This is a genomic window from Tenacibaculum sp. M1.3A (assembly GCF_057732375.1).
The window spans coordinates 449553-463728 of record NZ_JBYJEF010000001.1 but is presented as its reverse complement, the minus strand read 5'-3'; the positions used below and the strand labels follow the sequence as shown (position 1 = coordinate 463728).

The window sequence follows — 14176 nt, the reverse complement described above, 5'->3', positions numbered from 1 at the left end:
TGTATCGTCATATAAGTGTAATTACATAACTATTCGTTTTGTATTACGTTAGTTTTTAATAGTTGATTGAAAAAGGCTCGTGATTTAAAAATCACGAGCCTTTTGAATTTTATGAAAAATATCATTCTAAAATAGAAATGATGCTGAAATATTATTTTCTAACTAATTGAGCCATGTAAAATCCGTCGAAACCAAATTTATGAGCCAATACCTTATTGTCTTTTACAAGTGAAAAATCTTTACCATCTTCAGAAGCTAAAAATATTTTTACTTGATCTTGATTTTCAGAAGGTAATACAGAACAAGTAGCGTACACTAATTTACCACCTGGTTTTACCATTCTAGAATATCGTTGTAAAACATCTTGCTGAATCTCTTTAATGTTATCTATAAATTCAGGTTGTAGTTTCCATTTACTATCAGGGTTTCTACGCAATACACCTAAACCAGAACAAGGAGCATCAATTAAAACTCTATCAGCTTTACCATATAGTTTTTTAATTACTTTGGTAGAATCAATTACTTTTAAATCGATATTACTAATACCATTTCTACGCGCTCTAACTTTTAATTTTTTCAATTTACTTTCGTAAATATCCATGGCAACAATTTGCCCTTTGTTTTTCATTAAAGCAGCTAAATGTAATGTTTTACCACCGGCACCAGCACAAGTATCAATTACTTTCATACCTGGTTCAACATCTAAATAAGCCGCTACTAATTGAGACGAAGCATCTTGTACTTCAAAGAAACCTTTATGAAAAGCTTCTGTTTTAAAAACATTGGCACGTTCTACTAAACGTAAAGCATCATCACAACCATCAATAAATTCGGTTTCAATACCTTCTTGTTTTAAATCGTTTTGTAAGTGTTCTTTAGTTACATTTAAAGTATTTGTACGTAAAATAACATCAGCTCGTTTATTTAAAGCTGCAATTTCTTTTGTCCAAATATCTTCACCTAATTCTTTAACACCTAATTCATCTATCCAATCAGGAATAGATTCTCTGTATTTTCTAGTTTGTGAAAGCTCATCAAACTTACCTTTAATTCTTCTTGTTGGAGTTTCTTCAATCTGATTCCAATCTGGTAATTTAATACCTCTTAACACACACCAAACTACTAGTAAACGCCATAAATCGGGTCTAGAATACGGAGTTTTTACATCGGCAATTTCACCGTATAAACGTTTCCAACGTACGATATCGTAAATAGTTTCAGCAACAAATTTTCTATCACGTGCTCCCCATCTTTTATCTCTTTTCAATGCCTTTTCAACAGCTTTGTCTGCGTATACGTCGTCGTTAAAAACGTCACGTAAACTATCAATCACTGCGTAAACTAAATTTCTATGTAATCTCATTTGGTGAATTTAAGAGTGCAAAGATAGTTGATTTTAATGTCTTTTTGTATTTTCGTATTTAATGAATTTAAATCATCCTGTAACATACATAAAAGGCGTTAGTGTAGCCCGAGCAGAATTGTTGTATACCGAGTTAGGTGTAAGAACGTGCAATGACTTACTGTACCTTTTTCCGTTTCGCTATATTGATAAAACTCAGTTTTATACTATAAAAGAATTGTCGCAAAATACTGCTGAGGTTCAGGTGGTTGGTAAGATTACGAGTGTTAAAGAAGTTAAGCAAAAAAGAGGAAGTAGGTTAGTGGCAACATTTTCTGACGCTACGGGTTCGATAGATTTAGTTTGGTTTAAAGGCGCAAAATGGATAAAGGATAGTTTAAAAACGGATGTTCCGTATGTAATTTACGGAAAATTAAATTGGTATAATAATGTTGCAAACATGCCGCATCCAGAAATGGAAACGGTAAAAGAGTATAAAAGTAAGTTGCAAACGTCTATGCAGCCTGTATATCCATCCACAGAAAAATTAAGTAATAAAGGAATTAGTAATAAAGTTTTAAGAGGTTTTATTCAGAATTTATTTCAGCAAGTATTCGGGCAAATAGAAGAATCGCTACCAACCTATTTAATTGATGAAAATCAGTTGTTAGGAAAAAAAGATTCTTTGTTAAATATCCACTTTCCTAAAAGTCAAGAATTATTAGCAAAAGCTCAATATCGCTTAAAATTTGAAGAATTATTTTTTATTCAATTACAGTTACTGCAAAAAAAACTCATCCGTAAATCAAAAATTAAAGGCTATGTTTTTGAGAAAGTAGGAGAGGAATTTACTAATTTTTATAAAAATAATTTACCTTTTGAATTAACCAATGCTCAGAAAAGAGTTTTAAAAGAGATAAGAAAGGATATTGGTTCTGGTGCGCACATGAATCGTTTATTGCAAGGTGATGTTGGTTCTGGTAAAACAATTGTAGCTTTATTAACCATGTTAATTGCAATTGATAACGGTTACCAAGCAACAATAATGGCGCCGACCGAAATTTTGGCAACCCAACATTATCACGGAATCGTAGAGCTATTAGAAGGAACAACGATAAAAGTTGAATTACTTACAGGATCTAGTAAAATAAAAAAACGTCGTGAAATTCACACTGGTTTAGAAAACGGATCTGTGCATATTTTAATAGGAACGCATGCCATTTTAGAAGATAAAGTACAGTTTAAGAATTTAGGTATTTCAATAATTGATGAACAACATCGTTTTGGAGTAGCACAACGTTCTAAATTATGGGAGAAAAACCCGATAACTGCAATTTCTGAAGAAAAAGGAAAAGCAGTTCGTGAAAAATATCTAGAAACACATCCTTCGGAATATAAATTATTAAAAGAGATTGCGTTAAAGCGTAAAAATAAAACAACCAAAGAAGAAAGAGCTTTATGGGAAGTTTTAAGCACTAAAAAAAACACTTTTAAATTCAGAAGATATTATATTATTGATGAGTTTATGGTCGATTTTATCTGTTTAGAGAAGAAGTTAATTGTAGAGGTTGATGGGAAATACCATGTTACACCCGAACAGATAGAAGCTGCTAACTTAAGAACCACAATTTTAAATGAATTTGGGTATCAAATTATTCGATTAAGCGAAAAAGAAATTACAGAAGATTTAGAAAGTATTATATCAAAGCTAGAAACTAGTTTAAAAAATCTTCCTTCGGTAAGAGTTGATAAATCTGTGCCACCGCATGTTTTGGTAATGACCGCAACACCAATTCCGAGAACATTGGCAATGTCGGTTTATGGAGATTTAGATATTTCGGTAATTGATGAATTGCCTCCTGGTCGTAAAGAAATTAAAACAGTACATCGTTATGACAGTAACCGTTTAAGTGTTTTTAAGTTTTTAAAGGACGAAATAAATAAAGGACGTCAAGCATATGTAGTGTATCCGTTAATTCAAGAATCTGAAGCGATGGATTATAAAGATTTAATGGATGGTTACGAGAGTATTGTTCGTGATTTCCCGTCTCCAAAATATCAAATTAGTATTGTGCATGGGCAAATGAAGCCTGCGGATAAAGAATACGAAATGAATCGTTTTGTAAAAGGCGAAACTCAAATAATGGTAGCAACTACAGTAATTGAAGTTGGAGTAAATGTACCGAATGCATCGGTAATGGTTATTGAAAGCGCCGAACGTTTTGGGTTGAGTCAGTTACACCAGTTACGAGGTAGAGTAGGGCGTGGTGCAGAACAAAGTTATTGTATTTTATTATCGAGTTTTAAATTATCTTCTGATAGTAAAACTCGTTTGCAAACTATGGTTGAAACTACTGATGGGTTTAAAATTGCAGAGGTAGATTTAAAACTCCGTGGTCCTGGCAATATTATGGGTACGCAACAAAGTGGCGTCTTAAACCTTAAAATTGCAGACGTTGTAAAAGACGGCGCTATTTTGCACAAAGCACGACAAACAGCTAGTCGTGTTTTAGAGGAAGATGCAACTATCTCTAAGCCTAAAAATGCTAGTTTATTAAAAGTATATAGTCAAATACAGAAAAAAAACGGACTTTGGAGTAATATTAGTTAAGGCCTCTTATTTTTTGGAGATAAAAATAAATTTTATTCTTTTACTAAAGTGTCTATAAAGCTCTTAAATTCATTTTTAAAATCAATGTATTTTTGTCCGGTAGCTGGTCCGTTAAAACCTGTATGTATTTTACTTACTTTACCTTTTTTATCAATAAAAACAGTTGTTGGGTAGGAAAGTATATGGTTTAACATTGGCAATTTTTCAGCAGCTACTTTTTTATTAACACCTTTGTATTGGGCTAATAAAATAGGGTAGGTTATTTTTAATCGTTTTTTTAATCGATTAATCTTTTCGAAAGCTTTTTCAGGAGTTTTATCTATTTCGAAGGCGAGTGCTACAAACTGAACATTTTTGGTTGAATTCTTTTTTAAATAATCTACATAATACTTAGTTTCATCTAAACAGTTAGGACACCAGGTACCCATAATTTGTACTACAGTAACCTTGTTTTTAAAAAGCTCATCAGAATAAGAAACCAATTTACCAGATTCATCAGGGAAAGAAAAATTGAAACCATCGTAATCTTTGTTTAAAGTGGTAAGCGTATTCTCACTTGGTAATTCATAATTTGCATTTAATTTTGCTGTAAATGGTTCTTTCCAATGATTACCAGAGTAGAAATTACCTGTTAGTGTTGAGTCAGTTACTTTGGCGGTAAATAAGAAAGCATGTGCACCATCAAAAGTAGATAATTTTAAGGAGTCTCCATCTACGACCCCCTCTAAATAACGATAATCACCAGTAGTTGTTCTAAAAGTACCAACTACTTTATTTTTACTTTGAGTAAATATACCTTTTGCAATATAACGGTCTTCTTTTTTATTAGGACTAAAAATTGTTTGCCAGTTTCCTGTAATATTATATAATGGTTTTTTCGTTGTTTTAAATCTTGATGTATTTTGTGTTGTAGCTTTGAGTAAAACAGATCTGTTTAAAGAAGGTTTAACAAAATAACCTTTTAATGACTTATCATCAGAAATTTTGGCGACAATATAACCTTCAAAAACGGGAGTTTGTATATAAATAGAATCATTTTTATATGTGATTTCATCTACAATAATAACTTCATCAGCATTAGATATTTCAATTAAATTACTAGATTTAACTTTAAATGTAAACGGTATTTCTTGATTATCTTGTGTTTTTAAGCTCGCTCTATAAGTTGTTAATTCTAATAAGTTGCTATGTTTTTTACAAGAAGCAATACATAAAAGTATAGTAACAAAGGCAAATATTTTCATTTTAATAGTCATGTTAAAAATGTATTTAGGTTTCTCTTTTTTGAAGAAAGACAATATTTAAAAAGAAGAATATAATTTTTTATTTAATAAAACGTTATTTTGTTTAATTATAATCAAATATATTTATATCAAACTTTAAACTCTAATATTTATGAAAAAACTATTTTTTTTAGCAACATTCTTTGTTTCTGTTGCATCGTATTCTCAAATTGAATTTATTGAAACCGCAAGAGTTGAAATTGTAGGTAGGGTAGAATTTGTTTACTTAGAGAAGTTAGGAGACGAAGCATATAATTTATTTTATAAAAATATAAATAATCCTATAAACGAGTATGTTTCATTTACGTTTAAGAATGTAGATAATGATGCTGATAAATTACACGCAATAATGGTTAGAGGTTTTGAAGAAGCAGCAGGAAGTAAATACCAAATAAAAGCAAATGGTGATGTTGTTTACTTAAAGTACGAACGACATGAAGGTGTAATTAAGCTACAAATTGAACAGTATGTTAGTAGAGAGCCAGATGTTTTAACAGAATCTAGATTGTTAACATTAGATGAAATTAACAAGTTATTTAAAAAATAATAAATATTAAATGTAAATAAAAAACCCGCTATTATAGCGGGTTTTTTGTGTATATAAACGAAAGTAAATGTTATTTTTTTACTTTATTTTTAAATTTATCAAACTTGTTAGCTGTTTTCTTTGGCCAGCTATTGTTAGATGTATCAACATCTGCAGTTTCAAAATCAGGGTCTACAGTAATATTTGTAACTTCTTTAGCAGAAGAAAATACTCGGTATACTTTTGCATCATCGTTCATCCAAATTTGTGCAGGAAAAGTTTCACGCTTTTTAGTTCCATCAGCATATGTTAATTCAACTATAATTGGCATTGCTAAACCTCCTGGCTTTTCAAATTCCACTTGATACATAAACTTAGGAACTTCTTTTAACTTAGCTTTTTCATCGCTAGATAAAGTATTTAAATGCTTTTCTAAAACTGAAGAATTAGCATCTTCTTTATTAGTTGTTAAAAACATTAATTCCCCTAAGTTGTTAAAATACTGTGGGTATTTTTTAATTAAACCAGCTGTTCTTTCATTTGGCTTATCAGTTAAATACATTGGCTTAACTTCTTTAATTCCTATATCAGTATAGTCAGTTGTATAAAACCATCCTCTCCAGAACCAGTCTAAATCCATTCCAGATGCATCTTCCATTGTTCTAAAGAAATCAGCAGGAGTTGGGTGTTTAAACATCCATCTTTTAGAGTAAGTTCTAAAAGCGTAGTCAAATAATTCTGGTCCCATAATAGTTTTACGTAACATATATAAACCAGCAGCTGGCTTAGAGTATGCATTTGGTCCGAATTGTTTTACATAATCTCCTTGAGACATAATAGGAGAGATATTACTTTGATCTCCGCCCATATATCTTGTAATATCTTTTGCTGGGTTTGAAGCAAATAATACTGGATCATATACGTCTTCAGCTAAAATTTCAACAAAAGAATTTAAACCTTCATCCATCCAAGTCCACTGACGTTCGTCAGAATTTACAATCATTGGAAAAAAGTTATGTCCAACTTCATGAACAATAACACCAATCATTCCTTTTTTAGTTCTGTCAGAATAAGTTCCATCAGGATTTGGTCTACCAAAGTTGAAACAAATCATAGGATATTCCATACCTTGTCTTTCTGAGTGTACAGAAACAGCTTTAGAATAAGGGTAATCGAATGTTAATTTAGAATATTCGATAAGTGTTGTAGCAACGGCTCTTGTAGAGTGCTCTTCCCATAAAGGATTTCCTTCTTTAGGATATAAAGAAGTAGCCATAACTGTTTTACCATTAATATTTGTTGCCATAGCGTCCCAAATATATTTTCTTGAAGAAGCAAAAGCATAATCACGTACACTGTTTGCTTTATAGTGCCAAGTTTTTGTTTTTGTAGCACGACCTTTTTCTGTTTCTTCAGCTTCAGCTTGTGTAACAATCATTACAGGGTTTGCAAACGATTTTCTAGCTTTTTCTAAACGGTTACGTTGTTCTTTAGTTAAAACATCTTTTTCGTTTTGTAACTCACCAGTAGCTTCCATAATATGATCTGCAGGAACTGTAATTTTAACATCGTAATCTCCAAATTCTAAAGCAAATTCAGAACGACCCCAAAACTGCATGTTCTGCCATCCTTCTACGTTATCATAAACTGCTAAACGTGGAAAAAACTGTGCTATTGTATAGTTTTTATTTCCATCAGGAAATGTTTCTAATCCAGAACGACCTCCGTCTGCATTAATATCGTTGATTAAATAGTTCCACTTAATTTTAAATTTAAATACTTCACCAGAAGCCAAAGGCGTTGGTAAATTAATACGCATCATAGTACGATTAATTGTATGAGGTAAATCTCTACCGTCTTCATACTTAACAGCTTCAATTTTGTAACCAAAATCTTTAGCTTCATCCATATTACTGCTTACAAACTGCTTTGGTGTTTGAAAACCACTAGCTCCTTTAGATTGTGCTAACGGAGTTTTAGAGTCTGGTGCACGCATATTTTGATCTAACTGAACCCATAAATATTCTAAAGCATCTTTAGAATTGTTATGATATGTAATGGTTTCATTACCATAAATTCTATTATTTTGCTCGTCTAAACGAATGTCCATTACATAATCAACTTTTTGTTGTGTGTATTGGTGTCCAGGAGCTCCAGAAGCAGTTCTTTGGTCGTTTGGAGTTGCTAATACGTCTTTTAGTTGACGGAATTTGTTTTGATCGGTATGACCTTTTTGAGGCTCTTTTTTGGGTGTTTCTTGTGCAAATATTGATGCAGAAACAAAAAGGGCTGAAAGTAATAGCGTAGCGTATTTTTTCATTTTTTGTTTGATTTAGTTAAAATATGCGGGAAGTTACTAAATTTTGAGAAGTAGAAAACGGTGTTTGTTAAAATTTTAACAAACCTTTATACAATTTAGGTGCAAAAAAAAGCGGTACAATTATCTTGTACCACTTTTAACTTTAAATATGTTTATTTTAACCTTTAACTTTATTCTTAAATTTATCGAATTTAGTTGTTGTTTTTTTAGGCCAACTATTGTTAGATGTATCTACATCTGCAGTTTCTAAATCAGGATCGATTGTAATATTTTGTACTTCTTTTGATGAAGAAAATACTTTTGTAACTTCCTTATCATTGTACCTCCAAATTTGTGCAGGATATGTTTTCTTTTCTTTTGTTCCGTCTTTATAAGTAAACTCAACAATAATAGGCATTACTAAACCACCTGGTTTGTTATAAGTAATTTCATAATGATATTTACTTTGTTTTTTAGTAAAACCTAAACCATTAGAAGTGTCTTCTGTAAAATTAACAGAATCATCTTCATTTGTAGTTGTATAAAATTTCTTTACTTCTTTTACACCAATATCAGTAACATCGGTTGAGTAAAACCATCCTCTCCAAAACCAATCTAAATCCATTGCCGAAGCATCTTCCATAGATCTAAAGAAATCAGCAGGAGTAGGGTGTTTAAATTTCCATCTTTTAGAATAGGTTGCAAACGCATGGTCAAATAATTCTTTTCCCATAATGGTTTCTCTTAAAATCCATAAGGCAGTTGCAGGTTTACCGTAAGCGTTGTTACCAAAACTATATACATTATCTCCTTTAGACATAATTGGTGCAATTCTGGCTTGATCTCCGCTCATATATTTTACAATATTCTTCGGATATCCTCTTGTTATAGGAAAGTCTTTGTCGTAATCTAATTCAGCTAACATTTCCATGTAAGAGTTTAAACCCTCATCCATCCATGTCCATTGGCGTTCATCAGAATTTACAATCATCGGGAAAAAGTTATGTCCAACCTCATGAATTGTAACTTTTACCATTCTATATTTTACTCTATCTGAATAACCTCCATCAGCAAGATCTGGTCTTCCTGGATTGAAACAAATCTGCGGATATTCCATTCCCATTTGTCCGTCAACAGAAATTGCCTTGTGATACGGATAATCAAATGTATATCTCGAATATGTTTTTAACGTTTGTGCTACAGCTCTTGTAGAATGATCTCCGTATAACGGATTTGCTTCTTTAGAGTATAAAGATTCAGCCATTACTGTTTTACCATTAATATCAACAGCCATTGCATCGAAAATAAATTTTCTTGAAGTTGCAAAAGCATAATCTCTTACATTGGTAGCTTTAAATTTCCAAGTTTTTGTTTTTTTAGAACGTCCTTGCTCAATTTTTTCAGCTTCTTTCTGAGTTCTAATAATAACAGGTTTGTCGAAAGTTTTTCTAGCGGTTTCTATTCTCTTTAATTCAGTTTTAGAAAAAACATCTTTCTTGTTAAGTAAAACACCAGTTGCACCTAACATATGATCTGCAGGAACAGTAATATTTACATTAAAGTCACCAAATTCTAAAGCAAATTCACTTCTTCCCCAAAACTGATCATTTTGCCAACCTTCAACATTATCATACACACATAATCTTGGGTAAAATTGGGCAATTACATAATTATTGTTATTATCTTCAGGAAAATGTTCGTAACCAGATCTACCACCTTGAGTTCTGTGGTTATTGATGTTGTACCACCAATTAATATTAAACTTAAATGTATCGCCAGAAGCTAATGGGTGGGCTAAATTAATACGCATCATTGTTTGGTTAATGGTGTGCGATAATTTTGTTCCGTCTGCATTGGTAACGCTTGTAATTTTAAATCCACCATCAAAAGCTTTTTCAGGATAAGTTCTTTCAAATCTACTTTTACTTAGTTTTGTTCTGATTTTACCTGTACTTACATCTGGAGTTTTAGAATCTGCCGCACGCATATTTTGATCTAACTGTACCCATAAATAAGTTAATTCATCTGTAGAATTATTATGGTACGTAATAGTTTCATTACCGGTAATACTTTGTTTATCGTCATTTAAAACGATATCCATTGTATAATCAACTTTTTGTTGTGTATATTTTATACCAGGAGCTCCAGAGGCTGTATGTTGGCTATTTGGTGTTGGTAATTCTTGTTTTAATTGTCTGAATTTGTTTTGATTCGTATGTCCTTCTTTAGTAATTTGCTGAGCAAAAGCAGTAACTGCAACAAAAAAAATAGAGAAAACAAATAAAATATTTTTTTTCATTCTGTGTAAATTATTTAATAGTTTTTAAAAATAAGAATTAGTAACTGGTATTGTTAAATAATGTTAAAATTTTAACAAACCTTTATCATTTTTTTTGTCTAAAAATAGACTCTTTCGCGCCTTTTTTATCGACGTTTTAATTAAGTTTTGTTGCTCAGGAAAATGATTTATTAATACATCGTTTTGTATTTCGATGGTTTTTATATTGGTAATGTTTTCAATCTCTAAATAGAAATAAACAATATCACCATCGTATTCTTTACCAATAAAACGATAGGTTACATTGGCATCGTTTATTTTAACTTTAAAATGTTTTTGTAAATAGTTAAAGAAAAGTTCATCTACTTTTTTTAGCTCATCTTTTGTAGTTAGTTGTAAATCTACGTTATAGTCTTTATTAATGGCATTTTCTATATCATCAATAAAAACATTCATAATCATTTGAACAGATTGTGTTTTTTCTTTGTATTCTATTTCTGTTAAAGAAATATAGTATTTGTGAACACTAAAAGAGAATAGTGGAAGGATAAATAATAGTATAAATATTTTTTTCATAACTTTTTATAGACCAATTATTGCGCCAAATTACTAATTATAATCGTTTGAATGTAGTTTTTTAAAGGCTTCGGATTTCTTTTTTAAAAACAGAATCATATTTATGTCCCCGGAATTGTAAGTCTGATTAAAATCTTCATCCGCAGTACAAAAATAAATAAACTTATAAACGTCTGATTCTTTGATATTATACTCCTTTACAATATGTTTAGAATACGTGTTTTTTAAATTTTTTACTTTTACCTCTAAAGTTTCAATAGATTTTAGTTTTCGGAGTTTAGTTATCCTTCCGGAAATACTGTTAAGAATATAATCTAAAGAAACAGAAGTTAAGCCTATCGGATGACTTCCACCCATTGCAGTATGAAGTTTCCTTTCAGCAGGCGTTATTATTCGAGATCCGGCATAAGGAAGTTTTAATGTTTCTGCATTTATTTCTTTCTTGATTTTTATGTTTTTGCTATCCGAAGATAAGTAGCCCAAAAGATTATTTTTTTTTAAGGCTATTTCATCTAACTCATACAATGTTTTTTCTAATTCAAAGCTGTTTTTTTGTATTCCGAAATACTTAATTTTCACAACAAAAACAGCTGTTTTATAACCCATGAAAGATATTTGCAAAGAATCGTTTACTTTTGCTAAAACTCTAAACTCGCCATTTTCATTGGTAAAAGTTCCTTGTTTAGTATGTAAGTTAACAACATGCGCGTTATAAACACCGCCAATCTTATCTTTTACATCAGCATACAAGAATTTTCGATTTTCCTGAGATTGTGTTTTTAAAAAAGAAATTAATATAATAAGAAAGATTAACCGTTTATTCATTCGGGTGAATTTATAATTTTTAAATAACTTTTACTTTCTTGTTGCAATATTTTTAACATTTCTAAGACTTTACCATCTTTATATAGTCCTTCTATATTTAAGGAATTACAGTAAGCTAAAAAATGGTAATATTTTTCTTTTGGAATTTTTAATTCACCAAAAAAGAATTTTTCACCAAACTGAGAAATTAACATGTTAGGAAAATTCTCTTTATATTTAATTTCTTTTCGAACTCTTCTTTTTTCTGCAGCATATTTATCGGGACCAGAATTAAAACCACCACCTACACCAGCAAATTTAGCTGTAGGATCCGTTTGTTTTTGCATGTTTGGCGCTTTAGAGCGATCTATAGCATCAACAGTAGTACTAACCACTTTTTCAAAATCTATCATCGAAAAATCTAAAGCACTTTTAGATTTGTCTTTTCCAATATCTTTAGGTGTTTTTTTTGCATCAACATCTAATGAGCCTATTAAATCATGTTTTTTTAATATAATTTCATCAAGCTCAAGAGCCTCTTTTTCTAAAATAATTTCATTCTTAAGTAAGCCGAAATTCTTAATTTTCACCTTAAAAAAGGTTGTTTTATAGCCAACAAACGATATTTGTAAGGAATCATTAACTTTTGCTAAGATTCTAAACTCACCTTCTTCATTAGTATAAGTTCCTTGGTTTGTTTTAAGATTAATTATATGTGCGTTAGAAACTGCTCCGATTTTATCTTTTATTGTAGCATATAAAAATTTTCGATTTTCTTGTGCAAAGATTTTAAAAGAAACGGTTAAAAAAAATAAAAGTAGGAGTAGTTGTTTTTTCATAGATTTATTTTTGAGTAATCCGAGTGTTTTCTTCATATAAAAGATACGGAGAGTTTTTACTGTTATCCAATAAAATAGTGGTAAGTTCTAAAAATTTATCTTTTCTATATAAATTGATAATACCTTTTGAGATACAAAATTCTAAAAAAGTATTGATGTTTTCTTTTGTTATTTTCAGCTGATGAATAAAGAAGCCATCGGTAAAGTGCTTTCTTATTTTAAGTATATTTTTATCTTCTATCTTTAATTTTTTTAAAACCTTTTTTTGTTTTGTATTCCCGTTTAAAGCATTTATTAGCCCACCTAAACTAACAGATAAACCTGAGTTAATAGCTACCGTTTTTTCATCATTAATCTGTTGATTTTTAGCGTACGGTAATTTTAATGTTTGGGCATTAACAATCGGGCCTTTGTATATTAGTATGTCTTTGTCAACTTCAAAAATACCTCTCTTTTTTTTAAGAACAATTTCATCTAACATATAAGTTTTACTATCTAAATGAATATTAATCTGTTTAGATCTTAAATCATCCTCTGTAATAACATGTTCTTTGTATTCGAACTTTACGTGAGAAATTATTAAAACATCACCTTTTGCAGCAAGAATTTCAAAACGACCTTTTTTATCAGAAACCGAACCGATATCTAATTTAGGATTGATAATATGTACGTCTTCCAAAGCTAAACTATCTAAATAAATGGTTCCGGAAACAATTTTAGCATTGTTTTGAGCAACGATAATTAGTGATGTTAAACAGCATATAAAAAATAAAAACTTTCTCATTTTACAAAGAAACTACCTACTTGTCTTAAAAATGTTTTAAAAGGATGGTAAATTTTTGTTAATTTGATGTATGAAAAAACTTATTATAGCTAGTACATCAACGATTCACGGCAGTGGATATTTAGAATATATATTACCAACGCTTACTACTTTCTTTAAAAAAGCGAATACTATTTTATTTATTCCTTATGCAAGGCCTGGCGGAATAAGTTACGACGAGTATACCGCTATTGCTAAAAAAGCTTTTGCTACGATAGATAAAAAAGTAATAGGTATTCATGAGTTTGAAAATCCGAAGGAAGCATTAAAACAAGCGGAAGGAATTTTTACAGGTGGAGGAAATACATTTGAACTGGTAAATCAACTGTATAAAAACGATGTAATAATCGCTTTAAAAGAGGTTGTAGAGAACGGAGTACCTTATTTAGGAACCAGTGCCGGAAGTAATATTTGCGGAGTAACGATGATGAATACCAACGATATGCCAATTGTATATCCGCCAAGTTTTAAAACGTTAGAATTTATTCCGTTTAACATAAATGCACATTATTTAGACCCTATTGAAGGTTCTACGCATATGGGTGAAACCCGTGAAACTAGAATAAAAGAGTATCATGTATTTAATACGACTTCAGTTTTAGGCTTACGAGAAGGAAGTTGGTTAGAGGTAAACGGAGATTCAATAGTTTTACGAGGAAGTTTACCTGCTCGTTTATTTCAAAAAGATAATACGCCTGTTGAATTGTCAACAAATAAAGAAATAAGTTCGTATTTTTAAGATTGTATATCAAAATTTGACGTCAACCTAAACTTGTTGCAGGTTCTCATGACAAT

At 30.6% G+C, this 14176-nt stretch carries 11 protein-coding genes; 3 read left to right on the top strand and 8 right to left on the bottom strand.

The window, feature by feature from the left end; all coding sequences use genetic code 11:
- Window positions 1-151 precede the first annotated feature (151 nt).
- Window positions 152-1363, bottom strand: coding sequence for an RsmB/NOP family class I SAM-dependent RNA methyltransferase (locus tag AC28QF_RS02090; protein WP_488200009.1), 1212 nt, complete (start codon window positions 1361-1363; stop codon window positions 152-154).
- 61 nt (window positions 1364-1424) lie between these two features.
- Here AC28QF_RS02090 and AC28QF_RS02085 point away from each other — a divergent pair, with 61 nt between their 5' ends.
- The gene (locus AC28QF_RS02085; protein WP_488200010.1) at window positions 1425-3953 is read left to right on the top strand and encodes a DEAD/DEAH box helicase; all 2529 of its coding nucleotides are present in this window, start codon (window positions 1425-1427) and stop codon (window positions 3951-3953) included.
- A gap of 32 nt (window positions 3954-3985) precedes the next feature.
- On the opposite strand, the gene AC28QF_RS02080 is transcribed toward AC28QF_RS02085, so the two are convergent.
- On the bottom strand, window positions 3986-5197 hold the full coding sequence (locus AC28QF_RS02080) for a peroxiredoxin family protein (RefSeq protein WP_488200011.1): 1212 nt from the start codon (window positions 5195-5197) through the stop codon (window positions 3986-3988).
- Window positions 5198-5348: 151 nt separating this feature from the next.
- Here AC28QF_RS02080 and AC28QF_RS02075 point away from each other — a divergent pair, with 151 nt between their 5' ends.
- The gene (locus tag AC28QF_RS02075; protein WP_488200012.1) at window positions 5349-5783 is read left to right on the top strand and encodes a hypothetical protein; all 435 of its coding nucleotides are present in this window, start codon (window positions 5349-5351) and stop codon (window positions 5781-5783) included.
- 70 nt (window positions 5784-5853) lie between these two features.
- On the opposite strand, the gene AC28QF_RS02070 is transcribed toward AC28QF_RS02075, so the two are convergent.
- The 6 genes from AC28QF_RS02070 to AC28QF_RS02045 all read right to left on the bottom strand — a co-directional run bounded on the left by AC28QF_RS02070 (window position 5854) and on the right by AC28QF_RS02045 (window position 13342).
- Window positions 5854-8082 carry a M1 family metallopeptidase gene (locus tag AC28QF_RS02070; RefSeq protein ID WP_488200013.1) on the bottom strand — a complete coding sequence of 743 codons (2229 nt, stop codon included), beginning with the start codon at window positions 8080-8082 and terminating at the stop codon, window positions 5854-5856.
- Window positions 8083-8239: 157 nt separating this feature from the next.
- Window positions 8240-10360, bottom strand: a complete 2121-nt coding sequence (locus AC28QF_RS02065; protein WP_488200014.1) for a M1 family metallopeptidase — start codon at window positions 10358-10360, stop codon at window positions 8240-8242.
- Between the two features lie 63 nt (window positions 10361-10423).
- Entirely contained in the window at window positions 10424-10915 is a 492-nt protein-coding gene (locus AC28QF_RS02060; protein WP_488200015.1) for a DUF6702 family protein, read from the bottom strand.
- 33 nt (window positions 10916-10948) lie between these two features.
- Window positions 10949-11740 carry a carboxypeptidase-like regulatory domain-containing protein gene (locus tag AC28QF_RS02055; protein WP_488200016.1) on the bottom strand — a complete coding sequence of 264 codons (792 nt, stop codon included), beginning with the start codon at window positions 11738-11740 and terminating at the stop codon, window positions 10949-10951.
- Entirely contained in the window at window positions 11737-12558 is an 822-nt protein-coding gene (locus tag AC28QF_RS02050) for a carboxypeptidase-like regulatory domain-containing protein (RefSeq protein WP_488200017.1), read from the bottom strand. The genes AC28QF_RS02055 and AC28QF_RS02050 overlap by 4 nt, the downstream gene beginning before the upstream one ends.
- Window positions 12559-12562: 4 nt before the next feature.
- Window positions 12563-13342: a carboxypeptidase-like regulatory domain-containing protein gene (locus AC28QF_RS02045; RefSeq protein WP_488200018.1), complete on the bottom strand. Its 780-nt coding sequence runs from the start codon at window positions 13340-13342 to the stop codon at window positions 12563-12565.
- Window positions 13343-13412: 70 nt separating this feature from the next.
- On the opposite strand from AC28QF_RS02045, the gene pepE reads away from it, so the two are divergent.
- On the top strand, window positions 13413-14120 hold the full coding sequence (gene pepE, locus AC28QF_RS02040) for a dipeptidase PepE (RefSeq protein WP_488200019.1): 708 nt from the start codon (window positions 13413-13415) through the stop codon (window positions 14118-14120).
- The last annotated feature ends 56 nt before the right edge of the window (window positions 14121-14176 follow it).

Bases quoted from the DNA above. Each gene is read 5' to 3' on its own strand.
- AC28QF_RS02090 (WP_488200009.1), bottom strand. From the start codon at position 1,363: ATGAGATTACATAGAAATTTAGTTTACGCAGTGATTGATAGTTTACGT.
- AC28QF_RS02085 (WP_488200010.1), top strand. From the start codon at position 1,425: ATGAATTTAAATCATCCTGTAACATACATAAAAGGCGTTAGTGTAGCC.
- AC28QF_RS02080 (WP_488200011.1), bottom strand. From the start codon at position 5,197: ATGAAAATATTTGCCTTTGTTACTATACTTTTATGTATTGCTTCTTGT.
- AC28QF_RS02075 (WP_488200012.1), top strand. From the start codon at position 5,349: ATGAAAAAACTATTTTTTTTAGCAACATTCTTTGTTTCTGTTGCATCG.
- AC28QF_RS02070 (WP_488200013.1), bottom strand. From the start codon at position 8,082: ATGAAAAAATACGCTACGCTATTACTTTCAGCCCTTTTTGTTTCTGCA.
- AC28QF_RS02065 (WP_488200014.1), bottom strand. From the start codon at position 10,360: ATGAAAAAAAATATTTTATTTGTTTTCTCTATTTTTTTTGTTGCAGTT.
- AC28QF_RS02060 (WP_488200015.1), bottom strand. From the start codon at position 10,915: ATGAAAAAAATATTTATACTATTATTTATCCTTCCACTATTCTCTTTT.
- AC28QF_RS02055 (WP_488200016.1), bottom strand. From the start codon at position 11,740: ATGAATAAACGGTTAATCTTTCTTATTATATTAATTTCTTTTTTAAAA.
- AC28QF_RS02050 (WP_488200017.1), bottom strand. From the start codon at position 12,558: ATGAAAAAACAACTACTCCTACTTTTATTTTTTTTAACCGTTTCTTTT.
- AC28QF_RS02045 (WP_488200018.1), bottom strand. From the start codon at position 13,342: ATGAGAAAGTTTTTATTTTTTATATGCTGTTTAACATCACTAATTATC.
- pepE (WP_488200019.1), top strand. From the start codon at position 13,413: ATGAAAAAACTTATTATAGCTAGTACATCAACGATTCACGGCAGTGGA.